Raw genomic sequence first — 16,093 nt, 5'->3', positions numbered from 1 at the left:
CACGTACAGAACAGCCACACACGGAGATAACCATGGCCGGCAAAACAGCAAAGACTGCTCAAGAAATACTGATGGCGGATTTTCAGACCCTCGTCAGCGATACCGAAAGGTTGCTGGACGACACTGCCATCCTGGCCGGTGACCAGGCCGATGAGCTGCGCACCAAGATCCACGAAAGTCTGCTCAAGGCCCGCGAAACCCTGCAATTGACCGAAGACTCCCTGCGCGAGCGCGGGCAGGCGGCCATTACCGCAACCGAAGATTACGTGCAGGCCAACCCATGGCAGTCTGTCGGCATTGCGGCGGGCGTGGGCTTTTTGATCGGTCTGCTGGCTACCAGGCGCTAATATCATGGCTATCGACGAATTCAGCTCGTCAAAGGGCGCAGGTACCACTTCCCGCCGCCTGGGCGCTGCCGTGCTCGGCTTACTGCACAGCCATGTTGAACTGTTTGGCATCGAGTTACAGGAACAGAAGGCACGTACGGTCAGCTTGCTGCTGTTTGCCGGCTTGGCGTTAGTGTTTGCCCTGCTGTTATTGGTAGGCCTATCGACGTTGGTGATGATCCTGGTATGGGACACCGGCTACCGCCTGACCGGGATCATCTGTCTGTGCGTGTTTTACAGCCTGGCCGCAGCATTCTGCGGGGTACGCTTGAAGGCGGCCGTGTTCGATGAGTCCACACCCTTCCACGCCACCCTCGAAGAATTGGCCAATGACCGGGAGCGCCTGCTGCCATGAGCCTGCCTGAAATCCCGCAAAACTCGTCCCGTCGGGAGATGCGCAAGGCGTTGATCCGCCTGCGCATGGAAATGCACCGTCAGGAAATCCGTCACGAGTCCCAGCAACTGATGGCGCCGCTGCACAAAGTGCGCGACCTGCGTCACAACTGGCAAGACAGCCTGGGCATCAAGCACGCACCACTGTGGGGCGTGGCGGCGGTGACACTGATGGGGTTCTTTACCGGCAAGGGCGCCAAGGGCGGCAGCATCAGCAGCGTGACGCGCCTGGTGCGGCTGGGGGCAGGGTTGATCCCGCTGATCAAACTGGCCATGCAAGGCGCTTCTCGCAGAAAATAAGCCCCGCTCGCTGGTCCCACGCTACAACCTGACCGCCGGGCAACTGCGCAACGGCGGTCAGCGCCTGTTATCAGCCGCTGTCGACCTGAAGATTTCCGCTTGCCCCGCCCGCGCGGAAACGGGAAGCTGCAGGTGTCATTCACCGTACGGAGAGTACCTGCCTTGGATTGGCCTACCCTGCTGACCCGCGAACGTCTTGGCAAGCCCCTGCACAGCCCTGAAGAGCTGGGCCGCAGCCCTTTTCACAAAGACCATGATCGCATTATTTTTTCCGGCGCTTTCCGTCGCCTGGGCCGCAAGACCCAAGTGCATCCGGTTTCGAGCAATGACCATATCCACACGCGCCTGACCCACTCGCTGGAAGTCAGCTGTGTGGGCCGCTCCCTTGGCATGCGCGTCGGTGAAACGTTGCGCGGCGCCCTGCCCGACTGGTGCGATCCAAGCGATTTGGGCATGGTGGTGCAATCGGCCTGCCTGGCCCATGACATCGGCAATCCGCCATTCGGGCACTCCGGCGAAGACGCCATTCGCCACTGGTTCCAGCAGGCCGCCGGGCGCGGCTGGCTGGATGACATGAGCAACGCCGAGCGCAATGACTTCCTCAACTTTGAAGGCAACGCCCAGGGTTTCCGCGTATTGACCCAGCTTGAATATCATCAATTCGACGGCGGCACGCGGCTGACCTATGCCACCTTGGGCACTTACCTCAAGTACCCCTGGACTGCCCGCCACGCGGACTCGCTGGGCTACAAGAAACACAAGTTCGGCTGCTACCAGAGCGAGTTGCCGATTCTGGAACAGATCGCGCATAAACTCGGCCTGCCTCAACTGGAGGAGCAACGCTGGGCCCGCCACCCGTTGGTGTACTTGATGGAAGCCGCCGACGACATCTGCTATGCGCTGATTGACCTGGAAGATGGCCTGGAGATGGACTTGCTGGAGTACGCCGAAGTCGAGTCACTGCTGCTCGACCTGGTGGGTGATGACCTGCCGCAGACGTATCGGCAATTGGGCCCGCAGGATTCCCGTCGGCGCAAGCTGGCGATCCTGCGCGGCAAGGCCATCGAGCACCTGACCAACGCAGCGGCGCGCGCATTCGTCGAACAACAGGACGCCCTGCTTGCCGGCACCCTGCCTGGCGACCTGGTTGAGCATATGCACGGTCCGGCGAAGCGTTGCGTACTGGATGCCAAGGACATGGCGCGCAAGAAAATCTTCCAGGACAAACGCAAGACCCTGCATGAAATCGGCGCCTACACCACCCTGGAAATTCTGCTGAACGCTTTTTGCGGTGCGGCGTTGGAGCAGCACGGCGGGCGTACGCCGTCGTTCAAGCACCGGCGCATTCTCGACTTGCTGGGCAACAGCGCGCCGGACCCTGCCTGGCCATTGCACGCCTCGTTCCTGCGCATGATCGATTTCATCGCCGGCATGACCGACAGCTATGCCACCGAGATGGCGCGAGAGATGACCGGGCGCTCCAGCCCTCAATAACGACTCGATCGAGTCGCTCTGTTGCCTGAAACGAATTGCCCTACGATGGGAACAGAGCGGCCTGATCGAATTCGTACATATTCCCGAGGAATAATCACGCGCGCCATCGCAGACAAGACGAGCAATTCCTACGCTCCCATCGACGCTTGACTCACTGTGTACTCTCTATGCCCAACTATCCCCTTCGTATTCTCTTGGTGGAGGATCACCCTTTTCAACTCCTCGCCACCCAATGCTTGCTTAGAAGCTTCGGTTTCCACCAACTCACTCCCGTCGAAAATGCCGAACAGGCCATACGCACCATGACCCAGTCTGAATTCCCCTTCGACTTGATGTTATGCGACCAATGCCTGCCCGATCTGCCCGGACTTGAGTTGGTAGAAATCGCCAGCCGTGGTCAGTTCATTATGCGAGCGATTCTATTGAGCGGGCTACCAACCACGGAATTGCTCAAACTGACCGCACAAGCTGCGCAGCGCAATCTGCCACTCCTGGGTTGTTTATCAAAGCCGTTAAACAAAGATGAACTTGCGAGTTTAATGAATTCAAATTAATCGTTATAAGTGTAGGAATTTAAACCTTAGCAATCGCGAAAAACAAGGTGAGAGCTGTCGCAAAATACCCGTGACCGTTGGCTACGCCAACTGCCCTGAAAACACACACACTTAGTGTCACAATTACCTAGCTACTCGTAGGCCTATACCTTTCTTTATGTAGGAAACTTCCTGTTTTGCGCTTGTCCCCCCCACGCTTCATGCTGCTGCCTCTTCTTCTGCGCTAATGTGAACGCTTTATTTGCACCTGCATGGAATGTGATTATGAACACCGTTTTTATTATCGACGACCACCCCGTCATACGGCTCGCCATCAGAATGTTACTGGAACACGAAGGTTACAAAGTCGTTGGAGAAACGGATAACGGATGCGACGCCATACAAATGGTCCGCGAATGCCTGCCGGACTTGGTAATCCTGGATATCAGCATTCCGAAACTTGACGGCCTCGAAGTTCTCTGCCGATTCAATGCCATGAACACTTCGATGAAAACTCTGGTGCTTACCGCCCAATGCCCGACGCTGTTTGCCACGCGCTGCATGCGTTCGGGTGCGGACGGTTACGTCTGCAAGGAAGGCGACCTGAGTGAACTACTAAGTGCTATCCGCGCCGTACTATCCGGATACAACTACTTCCCCAGCCAGGCATTGAATGCAAATGGAGCGGAAGGTATGGAAACGCAGGAGCTGGACTTGTTCAAGGCAGTTAACGACCGAGAACTCATGGTCTTGCAACTTTTTGCACAAGGCCGCACCAACAAAGAAATAGCCAAGGGCATGTTCCTGAGTAACAAAACAGTCAGCACTTATAAAAAGCGACTAATGCAAAAACTAAAAGCTCAGTCTTTAGTCGAGCTCATCGAGATGGCAAAACGAAACGCGCTAGTGTGAGAAAACGGATGCCCAGCCGTATCAAGGACTATTTGATCATATTGAGTGCCGGTTTGTACTTCAGCACTACCGTGCTTGCGGACGACTCCACCAACCCGCAACACCTCACCTTACTGAGCCGCGCCGGAATCGTTCAACTGGACACTCAACTGGACAGGACCCAGCGCCAGTGGCTGCAATACAAGCGCGAACTGGTCCTGGGTACTGCCGCGCCTGACTACCCGCCGTTCGACCTCACCTCCAGTGGTCGCGATTACGAAGGCCTTACCGCAGATTATGCAGGCCTGCTGGCCAAGGCACTGGCCATACCGGTGAGGGTCCTGCGCTACCCTACCCGGGTGGCCGCCATTCAAGCCCTCGAGGCTGGCGACATCGATTTTCTGGGCTCCTCCAATGGCTTTGAGGCCGCGAACCCCAATCTCAGATTGTCGGCACCTTACGCCGTGGACCAGCCGGTACTGGTCACTCGCGAGGGGGAAACCCGTAGTCTCAGCGATGGCCTTGAAGGGCTGCGCTTGAGCCTCGTCTATCATTACCTGCCGCTCGATGAAGTGGAGAAGCTGTACCCCAAGGCAGATATCCACACCTACCCCTCTTATCAAAATGCGCTGAATGCAGTGGCATTCGACCAGGCGGATGTTTTTCTTGGCGACACGATTTCCACGCATTTCATGATTAACAAGGGCTACCTCAAAAACATCCGCATGGCCAATTTCGGCAAGCATGAAGCCTATGGTTTCAGCTTTGCATTGCGCCACGACAACCCCGTTCTCCTGAGCATTGTCGACACGGTGCTGGCGGCTGTGCCCATCAACGAACGGGACAGCATCGCCAAGCGTTGGAGCGCCGGCAGCGATATCTTGCTGACCGACAAGAAACTGCAACTGACCCCGCGCGAAGAACGCTGGTTGAAGGCGCACCCGGTGGTAACGGTCATCGTCAATGAAACCTTTGCCCCGCTCACCTTTTTCGATGCGGAAGGCAACTTTCGCGGCATCACCGCCGACCTTCTTGAACTCATTCGCTTGCGGACCGGCTTGCGTTTTGCGGTGCAGCGCGGCCGTGAAATCGACGATATGATCGCGCAGGTTGCCACGCAAAAAGTCGATATGATCGGGGCCATTGTGCCGAGTAACCAACGCGAGGCGCAGCTGAATTTCAGCCGTCCCTACCTGGAAAATTCGTATGTGCTGTTGACCCGCAAAGAGCCCGGAGCACCGCTGAACCTGGAGCAGATGGCGGGCAAGCGCCTGGCGATAACCCTGGGCACTCCGCTGGCCGAGGCCCTGCGCAAGGACTTTCCCCAGATTCAACTGGTGGAAACCGGCGATGCCTTCAGGGCAGCCGAGTTGCTTGCACAAGGGCAAGTGGACGGCGCTGTGAACACACTGTTGATCGCTAACTATTTCCTGTCTTCGAAGGTTTTCCAGGGCAAGCTGCAGATCACCACCAGTATCGGCACAACGCCGGCGACGTTCGCGCTGGCCACCTCGCGCCATGCCACCGAGTTGGGTTCGATCCTCGACAAAGCGCTGCTCAGTATCGCCCCGGATGAAATGAGCGTGATCAACAGTCGCTGGCGTGGCTACACGGTCGAATCCGATAGCTACTGGCGCAATTACAACCAACTGATTGCCAGGATCGTCATCGGTACCGGTTTGCTGCTCCTGATTTCCCTGGCCTGGAATGCCTACATGCGGCGCCAGATCAGGCAACGAAAAATGACCGAGCGCGCCCTCAACGATCAGTTCGAGTTCATGCGCGCGCTGGTCAACGAAACACCACACCCCATCTATGTACGCGACCGTAATGGTTTGCTGCAAACCTGCAACGACAGTTATCTGCAGACCTTCGACGTCAAGCGGGAGGACGTGATCGGCAAAAGCGTGACCCAGATGAGCATGGCCCTGGCGCCCGAAGCAGCGCAGTACCATGCCGACTACCTGCGGGTGGTGGCTGAGGGCAATCCATTGATTCTGGACCGCACCCTGCATATCGAGGAGAGGAAGCTGACGATCTACCACTGGATCCTGCCCTACCGCGATTCCACTGGCGAAGTCCAGGGCATCATCGGCGGCTGGATCGACATCAGTGAACGGCGTCAGTTGTTCGATGAACTGCGCGCCGCCAAAGAGCGCGCCGACGAGGCCAACCGCGCCAAAAGCACGTTCCTTGCCACCATGAGCCACGAGATCCGCACCCCCATGAACGCCGTGATCGGCATGCTCGAACTGACGCTCAAGCGGGCCGACCAAGGGCATCTCGACCGTCCGGCGATAGAAGTGGCCTACAACTCGGCCAAGGATCTCCTGGAGCTGATAGGCGACATTCTCGACATCGCGCGCATTGAGTCCGGCCGTCTGAGCCTGGCGCCGGAACGCGTCAATCTGCGCGAGGTGATCGAGTCCGTGGTACGCGTGTTTGACGGTCTTGCGCGCCAGAAAACCCTCAGCCTGCTACTGGAGTTCAAGCCGGACCTGAACGACATCGAAGTCCTCATAGACCCGCTGCGCTTCAAGCAAGTGTTGTCCAATCTTGTGAGCAACGCCATCAAGTTCACCGAACACGGCCAGGTGAAAATCAAGGTGGAGGTGCAACCGAGCCAGACCCAGGAACAGGTCGACGTGAAGCTGGTCGTGGAAGACACCGGTATCGGCATCAACCGGGACGACCAACTGGGTCTGTTCGAGCCGTTCGCCCAGGCCGATAATTCCGGGCACCTGGCCAGAAGCGGTGCCGGCCTGGGCCTGGTGATCTGCCGCAGCCTTTGCGCAATGATGGGCGGCCAACTGAGCCTGAGCAGCGTGCCCATGGTCGGAACCCAGGTGCACATCAGCCTGAAAATGCCGCGCCTGCATCCGATCACCACCCAGGGCGAGCACACGCCTGCGAAGCCGGCCTCCACCCCGGTGCTCAATGTGCTGGTGGTAGACGACCATCCGGCGAACCGCTTGCTGATGTGCCAGCAACTGGGCTACCTGGGCCATCAATTCACTGCCGCCGAGCATGGTGCCGCCGGGTTCCAGGCCTGGCGCCAGGAACAGTTCGACCTGGTGATCGCCGACTGCAACATGCCCATCATGAATGGCTACGAGTTGAGCCGTTCCATCCGTGAGTACGAGCAACGCGAACAGTTGGCGCACTGCGTGGTACTGGGGTTTACCGCCAATGCACAACCGGAGGAAAGACAACGCTGCATGGAAGCGGGCATGGACGACTGTCTGTTCAAACCTATCAGCCTCACCGTGCTGGAGCGGCAATTGGCACAGATCATTCCCCAACCCACGAGCCCGCAACTGGACCTGGGATGCCTGGACGCGCTGACCGGAGGGGATTCGCAATTGAGTCGACGCCTGCTCGAAGAACTGCTGACCAGCAGCGTTGATGATCGTCAGGCACTCATTGCGCTGCTGGATCGCAAGGCTTCATCCACCGACATAATCGAACAGGCCCACAAGATCAAGGGGGCCGCACGCATCGTCCAAGCCAATGCCTTGGCCGGGCAGTGCGAAACACTGGAGCAGGCCTGCTCGCGCAACGATGATCGGCGAGTGATCGAAACGGGGGTCAAATCCCTGGAAAAGCTCATGCTGGAGCTGGAACGGGCACTGCAGGTTCAACTGCATGACCTGGACGGCCAATAGGAGGCAGGGGGTTCGCCCTAATGCCAGTCAGTTAAGGGCGAACACTGTACCTGTGGCGAGGGAGCTTGCTCCCGCCGGGCCGCGAAGCGGCCCCAAAGATGGGACTGCTGCGCAGTCCAGCGGGAGCAAGCTCCCTCGCCACAGGTTACTTTTTACCCTTTCTACTTCTTAACTCACTGGCATTAGGGTTTGCCCTGCCCGCCTCGCTCGCTCAGCAATCGGTCAAGCGCAGGAAAATAGCCGCGAGTTGTTCGATACCCGCCTGGTCCTGAGGCGTAAAACGCGCCAGCGACGGGCTGTCGAGGTCAAGCACGCCAATCAATTGGCCGTTCTTGACCAGCGGCACCACCAACTCACTGTTCGAGGCGCTGTCACAGGCAATGTGCCCGGCAAACGCATGCACGTCTTCCACTCGCTGGGTTTGCCGGGACGCTGCGGCGGCACCACACACGCCACGACCAAAAGGGATGCGCACGCAGGCGATCTGGCCCTGGAAGGGGCCAAGAACCAGCTCATCATTGCGATTGAGGTAGAAACCCGCCCAGTTCAGGTCGTCCAACTGATTGAACAGGAACGCGGAGAATTGCGCGCTGTTGGCGATGAAATCCCGCTCATCCGCCAGCAGCGACTCCAGTTGCGCACACAGCAGCGCATAGCCCTCGAGGCCGGTGCCGGCCTGTTGTAAATTGATCATGGTTGACGCTCCAGCAATTTGAGACCCACCCAGTAACGGGCGAACTGATAGGCGCAGCGGCCATTGCGGTTGCCGCGCCCGGTCGCCCAGCGCACGGCGAGAATGTCGAGTTGTTCATCACGCTGCCACTGCAGGCCGGTCTTGCCGGCCAATTCGCCGATCCAGTGCTCCACCACATTCAGGAAGTGCTCCTGGGTAAACGGGTAGAACGACAGCCACAAGCCAAAACGGTCGGACAAGGCAATCTTGTCTTCTACCGCCTCGCTCGGGTGCAGTTCGCCATCCACGCGCTTCCAATTGTCGTTGTCGCTCTGGTTCTCCGGCACCAGGTGACGACGATTGGAGGTGGCATACAGCAACACGTTTTCCGGCGCCTGCTCCAGGGAGCCATCCAGCACGCTCTTGAGCACGCGATAGTCGCCTTCCCCGGCATCGAACGACAGGTCATCGCAGAACAGGATGAAACGCTGCGGCAGCTTGAGCAGTTGCTCGACCACGCGCGGCAGGTCGGCCAGGTGGTCACGCTCGATTTCGATCAAGCGCAGGCCGGCCTTGGCGTGCTGGGCGAGCAAGGCGCGTACCATGGATGATTTCCCAGTGCCACGCGAACCCCACAGCAGCGCATGATTGGCAGGCAAGCCGTCAAGAAACTGTTGGGTGTTACGCGCCAGCTGTTCACGCTGCTTGTCGACGCCAATCAGGTCCGACAGGCGCATGTCCAGGCTGACTTCCAGCGGCAACAGGAAGCCTGTACGGCCTTCGCGCTGCCAGCGGGCGGCCAGGCACTGGTTCCAGTCGATGGCTTGGCGTGGTGCGGGTAACAGGGGCTCCAGGCGCGCCAGCACGGCGTCAGCCCGCTCAAGAAAGGCATTCAATCGAGAATCCACATCTATTCCTCTGGCAAGTTCTTGTAAAAGATGGCGTATTGGCAACCCTGTGGCAGACCGCACAAGGCTGCGTCAAGAAAATCGATTTATGCCGGGCAAGTCAGCGCTGGTGGGATGTTCAGCTATGCTTGCCGGGCGAAGGGAAACGTGAAGTGGTTCAACACTCGATGGATATCAAGTTCGCCCACCGCTTGTCTTATAAACAAGCCAGATTGACTGTGCTGGTCGGTTTCGTCTTGGGAACCTTGCTCAGTTTTATCCAAATCGGCATTGATTATGCCAGTGAAGACGCATCCATCAACCGCGAAATACGCTCGCTGATCGAAATCAGCCATAACCCTGCCTCGCGTATTGCCTACAACATCGATGCCGAACTTGCCCAGGAACTGACCCTGGGCCTGCTGCACTCTCCTGCCATTGCCCACGCACAGCTGGTCGACAACAACGGCATGGTGCTGGCCGACGTCGACCGGCCGCGCAAGGAAAGCCATTATCGGCCTGTCAGCGATTTTCTGTTCGGTGCCAACCGTCAATTCGAAGACCGTCTGTACCTCAGCCATATGCCCAACGAATCCCTGGGAGTGCTGCGCCTTGATGTCGATACCTACGCGTTTGGCAGCCGTTTCCTGCGCCGCGCCGAGGTCACGTTGCTCAATGGTTTTGTGCGCAGCCTGCTGCTGACCGGGATCTTGCTGGGCTTGTTCTACATCATGCTCACCCAGCCGCTGGTGCGCATTATTCGCGCGTTGAGCACGCGCAAACAGGCGCGCTTGGACTGCCCGCCAGGGCATGAGCACGACGAAATCGGCGTGCTGGTCAACGTTGCCAACCAGCAATTCGAAAACATGGAAACCGAGATCCAGCAGCGCCGCCATGCCGAAGATCGTCTCACCGAATACCTGGGCCAACTGGAAGACATCGTTTCTGCCCGCACCCTTGAGCTCAAGACCAGCAACCAACGCTTGAGCCAGATCAATGATGAGCTGGAAGCAGCGCGGATGACCGCCCTGGGCATGGCCCAGGCTAGGGCGGCGTTCCTGGCCAATATGAGCCATGAAATCCGCACCCCGCTCAATGGCCTGCTGGGCATGATTGCCCTGTCGCTGGACAGCCCGCTCAACGCCGAGCAGCGCCAGCAACTGTCCATTGCCCATGACTCCGGCAAGGTACTGGTGGAGTTGCTCAACGATATCCTCGACCTGTCCAAGTTCGACGCGGGCCAACTGGAGCTTGAACGAATCCCGTTCGACCTCGGCTCACTGGTGGAAGACACCGCCAACCTGTTGTCACAGAACGCCGCGCCCAGCGTGGAACTGACCTGCCTGATCGACCCGCTATTTGCTGCCCAAGTCATTGGCGACCCGACGCGGGTACGGCAAATCGTCAGTAACCTGCTGTCCAATGCCTTGAAGTTCACCCGCTTCGGCCGGGTGGATGTGCGCCTGCGCCACCACGGCGACGGAGTGCGCATTGAAGTCTGTGATACCGGTATCGGGATTGCCCAGGATGCACAGGTCAAGATTTTCCAGCCGTTCACCCAGGCCGGCGCTGGTATTACGCGCCAATTCGGCGGCACCGGCTTGGGGCTCGCATTGACCCATAACCTCTGCGAAGCCATGCAGGGCCGCTTGAGCATCAGTTCGGAGGTCGGCTTCGGCAGCCAGTTCTGCGCCGACCTGCCGTTGCCCACCCACCTGCCGGCGGCAGCCCGAATTCCATTGGCGGGGGATGTGATCGTCATCACCCACCACAGCAGTGGCCTGGGGGAGTTGCTCACGACCCTGCTGCCCCATTGGGGGTTGGCGCCGCGTTGCTACTCCATGGAAGACGACCTGAGCGGACAGTCTCCCGACCTGTTGATCACCGACTGCCCGGAGTGCCTGTTCCGCCTGAGGCCGGGCATCAGCGCGCCGATTCTGGTCGTGACCGCCTATGGCAATTTCATGCCCAGCGAAGAAGTCGTCGCCCTGGCACCGCTGCAGCAACAAGCCCGCCCGCTGAGCCGTAACGCGCTGTACCAAATCCTGCAGCGTAATTTGCGCAGCGACACGCAACCGATTCTGGACCCGGTCCAAATCGACGCCGCGCCCCTCAGCCATCGCGCGCGCATCCTGCTGGTGGAGGACAACCCGGTCAACCAACTGGTGGCCAAGGGCATGCTCGGCAAGCTCGGCTGCGAGGTCATCGTGGCCGCCCATGGTGGCGAAGCCCTCAAGTTCCTCGAGGACCAGCGTTTCGATCTGGTCTTGATGGACTGCAACATGCCGGTGATGGACGGCTATGAGGCCAGCCGGCAGATTCGCCAGAGCGGTCGCTGGCCGGACTTGCCGATCGTCGCCTTGACCGCCAACGCCCTGTCCGAAGAGCGTGAGCGTTGCCGTGCAGCGGGGATGAATGATTACCTGGCCAAGCCGTTTCGCCGCGAAGAACTCAAGGCCCTGCTGGACCTGTGGGTGCCTGAGACGACGAGTCTCATTTGAGCAGGGCTTCGATCTCTTGGCTCAGGTCCTGGGGCTTGGTGGTTGGGGCGAAACGCTTGACCTCTTTGCCGTCACGCCCGATGAGGAATTTGGTGAAATTCCACTTGATGTTCTTCGAGCCCAGCAGCCCTGGCGCCGCCTTTTTGAGCTGCACGAACAGCGGGTGGGCATCGCTGCCATTGACGTCGATCTTTTTGAACAAGGGAAAACTGACGCCGAAGTTCAACTCGCAGAACTCGGCGATCGCGCCTTCGTTGCCCGGCTCCTGCCTGCCGAACTGATTGCACGGAAAGCCCAGCACCACCAGGCCCTGGTCCTTGTATTGCTGCCAGAGTTGCTCCAGGCCCTTGTACTGCGGGGTGAAACCACACTTGCTGGCGGTGTTGACCACCAGAATGGCCTTGCCGGCGAAATCGGCCAAGGTCTTTTGCTCACCCTTGATGGTGGTGCAAGGGATGCTCAGCAAGTTGTCGCTCATGGCAGTGCCTTTGATTAAGAGAAGAAGCAGAAAGGTAGCTTGCCATTCAATAGCGTCAACTCAATTGACGGCAATGATGATGTGCAATCAACCCAGGGCCTAACGTGGGGGAGCAAGCCCCACCCACATTTTGACCGCGCGGGTACTCGCCTAGCGCGGCACCAGGTCCAGGCATACCGAATTGATGCAGTAGCGCAGGCCGGTCGGTGGCGGACCGTCCGGGAATACATGCCCCAGGTGCGCGTCGCACTTGGCGCAGGTGACTTCGGTGCGGATCATGCCGTGGCTGACGTCACGGATCTCGACCATCGCGTTATCGGCAATCGGCTCGTAGAAGCTGGGCCAGCCGCAGCCCGAGTCAAACTTGGCCCTGGAATCGAACAACGGTTCATTGCAGCAAATGCAGTGGTACACGCCGTCGGTCTTGGTCTCGTTGTACTTGCCGGAGAACGGCCGCTCGGTGCCTTTGAGCCAACACACGTTGTATTGCTCCGGGTCGAGCATCGCTTTCCATTCTTCAATGGGTTTCTGCAGCTTTTCCATCGGTACACCTCGGCAACTGAAAAACTCTGATCTGTGTCTTTTCCGTGGATCAGGCGGCACGTATGATTGCGCCTCTTCAAAACGCCAGTCTGGCACCCGCGCCATCACCATTCAAACCTATTTATGGGTGCGCGCCGCACGGGATTCACAGTACGGTAGTGCCTGTGCCGTCTGGATCGTTCATTTTCAGGATCACATCACCATGCAGGTCAGCAAATCGAACAAGCTCGCCAACGTCTGCTACGACATTCGCGGCCCGGTGCTCAAGCACGCCAAACGCCTGGAAGAGGAAGGCCATCGCATCCTCAAGCTGAACATCGGCAACCCGGCGCCCTTTGGTTTCGAAGCGCCAGACGAAATCCTCCAGGACGTGATCCGCAACCTGCCCACGGCCCAAGGCTACAGTGACTCCAAGGGCCTGTTCAGCGCGCGCAAGGCGGTGATGCAGTATTACCAGCAAAAACAGGTCGAAGGTGTCGGGATTGAAGACATCTACCTGGGCAATGGCGTGTCCGAGCTGATTGTGATGTCGCTGCAGGCCTTGCTCAACAACGGCGACGAAGTGCTGGTGCCGGCGCCGGATTATCCGTTGTGGACCGCCGCCGTGACCCTGGCCGGTGGCCACCCGATGCACTATCTGTGCGACGAAGGGGCCGACTGGTTCCCGGACCTGGCCGATATCAAGGCCAAGATCACCCCGAACACCAAGGCTCTGGTGATCATCAACCCGAACAACCCCACCGGCGCCGTGTACTCCAGGGAAGTGCTGCTGGGCATGCTCGAACTGGCGCGCCAACACAACCTCGTGGTGTTCTCCGACGAGATCTACGACAAGATCCTCTACGATGACGCCGTCCACGTGTGCACCGGCTCCCTAGCGCCAGACCTGCTGTGCCTGACCTTCAACGGCCTGTCCAAGTCCTACCGGGTGGCGGGGTTCCGCTCCGGCTGGATCGCCATTTCCGGGCCCAAGCACAACGCCCAGAGCTATATCGAGGGCATCGACATGCTGGCCAACATGCGCCTGTGCGCCAACGTGCCGAGCCAGCACGCGATCCAGACCGCCCTCGGCGGCTACCAGAGCATCAACGACCTGGTACTGCCCCAAGGTCGTTTGCTGGAGCAACGTAACCGCACCTGGGAGTTGCTCAACGCGATCCCGGGCGTCAGTTGCGTGAAGCCCATGGGTGCGTTGTACGCGTTCCCGCGGATCGATCCGAAAGTCTGCCCCATCCTCAACGACGAAAAGTTCGTGCTCGACCTGCTGCTGTCGGAAAAGCTGCTGGTGGTGCAAGGCACCGCCTTCAACTGGCCGTGGCCGGATCACTTCCGCGTGGTGACGTTGCCACGCGTGGATGAGCTGGATATGGCGATCGGTCGCATCGGCAACTTCCTGAAGTCCTATCGCCAGTAACGCAAATGATCCCGTACGGCCTGCATTTGGTCGTACGGCGATTATCTGGCAACACTTCTCTGGCACGGGCGGCCTTGAACGGGTGATAGCACCACGCCAGCCGCTCTGCCCCTAGTGTTAACGGGGGTGCGACACGCTTGACGGCTAACCGACAAGGGTAATTGTTGTGGGAAAAACCCTTCAAGGCGCTACATTTTCGCTGTAGGACACAGTTTGAAATAGTCGCTCGGTTGAATCACCCCATGCCGCACCTTATATACCCCGCAGTAAGCGACATATTAAGCATGAGGAGAACTCTACAACCATGATGCGCATCCTGCTGTTCTTGGCCACTAACCTGGCGGTCGTATTGATTGCCAGCGTCACCCTGAGCCTTTTTGGCTTCGACGGGTTCATGGCGGCCAACGGGGTTGATCTGAACCTCAATCAGCTGCTGATTTTCTGTGCGGTCTTCGGTTTTGCCGGTTCGCTGTTCTCGCTGTTCATCTCCAAGTGGATGGCGAAAATGAGCACCAGCACCCAGATCATCACTCAACCACGCACTCGCCATGAACAATGGCTGATGCAAACCGTGGAGCAGTTGTCTCAAGAAGCAGGCATCAAAATGCCCGAGGTGGGGATTTTCCCTGCTTATGAGGCCAACGCCTTCGCCACCGGCTGGAACAAGAACGACGCGCTGGTCGCTGTCAGCCAGGGGCTTCTGGAGCGTTTTTCGCCCGACGAAGTCAAGGCGGTGCTGGCCCACGAGATCGGCCACGTGGCCAATGGCGACATGGTCACCCTGGCGTTGGTCCAGGGCGTGGTGAACACCTTCGTGATGTTCTTTGCGCGAATCATCGGCAACTTCGTCGACAAGGTAATCTTCAAGAACGAAGAAGGCCGCGGTATCGCCTACTTCGTGGCAACCATCTTCGCCGAGCTGGTCCTGGGCTTCCTGGCCAGCGCCATCGTGATGTGGTTCTCGCGTAAACGTGAGTTCCGCGCAGACGAAGCCGGCGCACGCTTGGCGGGTACCAGCGCGATGATCGGCGCACTGCAACGCCTGCGCTCCGAACAAGGCCTGCCGGTGCACATGCCGGACAGCCTGACCGCCTTCGGCATCAACGGTGGCGTCAAGCAGGGCCTGGCTCGCCTGTTCATGAGCCACCCACCGCTGGAAGAGCGGATTGACGCATTGCGTCGTCGCGGCTGATAGCGCAGGGCAACACAAAAAGGGGCGATTGGATCGCCCCTTTTTCGTGGGCGTGATTTACCGCCTGGTCAGCCGATAAACACGCTCATCAAGCCGAGTAACGCCATCCGCCTTGAATTTGCTGCTTTCACTCAAAATGTCCCGCTCTTGCAGCGTGACCACATTCCAGTGCGGGCCCAGCAGCGCCTGCACTTCCTCATCCGGGACAGCGAAGGGCGGGCCAGCCCTTTGCGCCTGGTCGTAGTCGACAGTGATCAACAGCCCCTCACAGACGGGGGTCAGCAGGGTATCGAGATGCTCGGTGTATCGCGAGCGCATTGGCTGCGGCAAGGCGATCAGTGCCGCACGGTCATACAACGCCACGCAATCAGCCACAGCACTTGCGTCAAGGGCGAAGAAGTCACCGCACCACACTTCGATCAGGCCCGCCTGATACACCTTGAACACGCCTCTGTGATCGATCTGCGGTGTAAATCCCTGTTCGCTGAAGAATGCCTCAACGGCTTTATCCGACACCTCCACACCCATCACGCGATGCCCGCGATCCGCCAACCACTTCATGTCCAGGCTCTTGCCACACAAAGGCACGAAAACCCTGGCACCATCGACCAGGGCCAACGTTGACCAATGCCGCTGCAAGTAAGGATTAACGTCGGTCTGATGAAAACCGATCTGATTGGTTGCCCAGCGTTCCTGCCAAATTTTTGCGTCCATGCATCACCCTGAAAAAATCGATCAAAAGA

At 58.8% G+C, this 16,093-nt stretch carries 15 protein-coding genes; 10 read left to right on the top strand and 5 right to left on the bottom strand.

The features are described from left to right. Positions 1-32 precede the first annotated feature (32 nt). The 7 genes from C4J89_RS08455 (at position 33) to C4J89_RS08425 (ending at position 7,662) form a co-directional block, all read left to right on the top strand. On the top strand, positions 33-347 hold the full coding sequence (locus tag C4J89_RS08455) for a YqjD family protein (protein WP_124361931.1): 315 nt from the start codon (positions 33-35) through the stop codon (positions 345-347). 4 nt (positions 348-351) lie between these two features. Next, positions 352-741, top strand: coding sequence for a phage holin family protein (locus tag C4J89_RS08450; protein WP_124361930.1), 390 nt, complete (start codon positions 352-354; stop codon positions 739-741). Further along, on the top strand, positions 738-1,079 hold the full coding sequence (locus C4J89_RS08445; protein ID WP_124361929.1) for a hypothetical protein: 342 nt from the start codon (positions 738-740) through the stop codon (positions 1,077-1,079). The genes C4J89_RS08450 and C4J89_RS08445 overlap by 4 nt, the downstream gene beginning before the upstream one ends. A 162-nt stretch (positions 1,080-1,241) precedes the next feature. Next, on the top strand, positions 1,242-2,573 hold the full coding sequence (locus tag C4J89_RS08440) for a deoxyguanosinetriphosphate triphosphohydrolase (RefSeq protein ID WP_124361928.1): 1,332 nt from the start codon (positions 1,242-1,244) through the stop codon (positions 2,571-2,573). Positions 2,574-2,740: 167 nt separating this feature from the next. Next, complete coding sequence (locus tag C4J89_RS08435) at positions 2,741-3,127, top strand: response regulator (RefSeq protein ID WP_124414227.1); 387 nt, start codon at positions 2,741-2,743, stop codon at positions 3,125-3,127. Positions 3,128-3,391: 264 nt separating this feature from the next. Continuing rightward, positions 3,392-4,018 carry a response regulator transcription factor gene (locus C4J89_RS08430; protein WP_124361926.1) on the top strand — a complete coding sequence of 209 codons (627 nt, stop codon included), beginning with the start codon at positions 3,392-3,394 and terminating at the stop codon, positions 4,016-4,018. Between the two features lie 8 nt (positions 4,019-4,026). After that, positions 4,027-7,662, top strand: a complete 3,636-nt coding sequence (locus tag C4J89_RS08425) for a transporter substrate-binding domain-containing protein (protein WP_124414226.1) — start codon at positions 4,027-4,029, stop codon at positions 7,660-7,662. 211 nt (positions 7,663-7,873) lie between these two features. Here C4J89_RS08425 and C4J89_RS08420 read toward each other — a convergent pair whose 3' ends face one another. Further along, on the bottom strand, positions 7,874-8,356 hold the full coding sequence (locus tag C4J89_RS08420; RefSeq protein ID WP_124414225.1) for a GAF domain-containing protein: 483 nt from the start codon (positions 8,354-8,356) through the stop codon (positions 7,874-7,876). Beyond that, positions 8,353-9,243 carry an ATP-binding protein gene (locus C4J89_RS08415; protein ID WP_124361923.1) on the bottom strand — a complete coding sequence of 297 codons (891 nt, stop codon included), beginning with the start codon at positions 9,241-9,243 and terminating at the stop codon, positions 8,353-8,355. The genes C4J89_RS08420 and C4J89_RS08415 overlap by 4 nt, the downstream gene beginning before the upstream one ends. A gap of 167 nt (positions 9,244-9,410) precedes the next feature. Between C4J89_RS08415 and C4J89_RS08410 the strand changes: the two genes are divergently transcribed. Beyond that, entirely contained in the window at positions 9,411-11,723 is a 2,313-nt protein-coding gene (locus C4J89_RS08410) for a response regulator (RefSeq protein WP_124365121.1), read from the top strand. Here C4J89_RS08410 and C4J89_RS08405 read toward each other — a convergent pair. Further along, a complete protein-coding gene (locus C4J89_RS08405; protein ID WP_124414224.1) occupies positions 11,716-12,201 on the bottom strand; it encodes a glutathione peroxidase in 486 nt (161 codons plus the stop codon). The genes C4J89_RS08410 and C4J89_RS08405 overlap by 8 nt on opposite strands. Positions 12,202-12,351: 150 nt before the next feature. Continuing rightward, the gene (gene msrB, locus C4J89_RS08400) at positions 12,352-12,744 is read right to left on the bottom strand and encodes a peptide-methionine (R)-S-oxide reductase MsrB (protein ID WP_124414223.1); all 393 of its coding nucleotides are present in this window, start codon (positions 12,742-12,744) and stop codon (positions 12,352-12,354) included. A gap of 202 nt (positions 12,745-12,946) precedes the next feature. Here msrB and C4J89_RS08395 point away from each other — a divergent pair, with 202 nt between their 5' ends. Both C4J89_RS08395 and htpX read left to right on the top strand, forming a co-directional pair. Continuing rightward, the gene (locus tag C4J89_RS08395) at positions 12,947-14,158 is read left to right on the top strand and encodes a pyridoxal phosphate-dependent aminotransferase (protein ID WP_124414222.1); all 1,212 of its coding nucleotides are present in this window, start codon (positions 12,947-12,949) and stop codon (positions 14,156-14,158) included. Positions 14,159-14,462: 304 nt separating this feature from the next. Further along, positions 14,463-15,350 (top strand): protease HtpX, encoded by an 888-nt coding sequence (gene htpX, locus C4J89_RS08390; RefSeq protein ID WP_124361920.1) that lies wholly within the window; start codon positions 14,463-14,465, stop codon positions 15,348-15,350. 57 nt (positions 15,351-15,407) lie between these two features. Here the strand turns inward: htpX and C4J89_RS08385 are convergent, their stop codons facing one another. Next, positions 15,408-16,064, bottom strand: coding sequence for a thiopurine S-methyltransferase (locus tag C4J89_RS08385; protein ID WP_124414221.1), 657 nt, complete (start codon positions 16,062-16,064; stop codon positions 15,408-15,410). Positions 16,065-16,093 lie beyond the last annotated feature (29 nt).

The sequence above is a fragment of the Pseudomonas sp. R4-35-07 genome (assembly GCF_003852235.1).
Classification (GTDB): domain Bacteria; phylum Pseudomonadota; class Gammaproteobacteria; order Pseudomonadales; family Pseudomonadaceae; genus Aquipseudomonas.
Note: the sequence above shows the minus strand (reverse complement) of the source record. Positions and strands in the feature narration are given on the sequence as shown.

Bases quoted from the DNA above. Each gene is read 5' to 3' on its own strand.
- C4J89_RS08430 (WP_124361926.1), top strand. From the start codon at position 3,392: ATGAACACCGTTTTTATTATCGACGACCACCCCGTCATACGGCTCGCC.
- C4J89_RS08420 (WP_124414225.1), bottom strand. From the start codon at position 8,356: ATGATCAATTTACAACAGGCCGGCACCGGCCTCGAGGGCTATGCGCTG.
- C4J89_RS08435 (WP_124414227.1), top strand. From the start codon at position 2,741: ATGCCCAACTATCCCCTTCGTATTCTCTTGGTGGAGGATCACCCTTTT.
- C4J89_RS08405 (WP_124414224.1), bottom strand. From the start codon at position 12,201: ATGAGCGACAACTTGCTGAGCATCCCTTGCACCACCATCAAGGGTGAG.
- msrB (WP_124414223.1), bottom strand. From the start codon at position 12,744: ATGGAAAAGCTGCAGAAACCCATTGAAGAATGGAAAGCGATGCTCGAC.
- C4J89_RS08410 (WP_124365121.1), top strand. From the start codon at position 9,411: ATGGATATCAAGTTCGCCCACCGCTTGTCTTATAAACAAGCCAGATTG.
- C4J89_RS08445 (WP_124361929.1), top strand. From the start codon at position 738: ATGAGCCTGCCTGAAATCCCGCAAAACTCGTCCCGTCGGGAGATGCGC.
- C4J89_RS08450 (WP_124361930.1), top strand. From the start codon at position 352: ATGGCTATCGACGAATTCAGCTCGTCAAAGGGCGCAGGTACCACTTCC.
- C4J89_RS08455 (WP_124361931.1), top strand. From the start codon at position 33: ATGGCCGGCAAAACAGCAAAGACTGCTCAAGAAATACTGATGGCGGAT.
- C4J89_RS08385 (WP_124414221.1), bottom strand. From the start codon at position 16,064: ATGGACGCAAAAATTTGGCAGGAACGCTGGGCAACCAATCAGATCGGT.
- C4J89_RS08395 (WP_124414222.1), top strand. From the start codon at position 12,947: ATGCAGGTCAGCAAATCGAACAAGCTCGCCAACGTCTGCTACGACATT.
- htpX (WP_124361920.1), top strand. From the start codon at position 14,463: ATGATGCGCATCCTGCTGTTCTTGGCCACTAACCTGGCGGTCGTATTG.
- C4J89_RS08425 (WP_124414226.1), top strand. From the start codon at position 4,027: ATGCCCAGCCGTATCAAGGACTATTTGATCATATTGAGTGCCGGTTTG.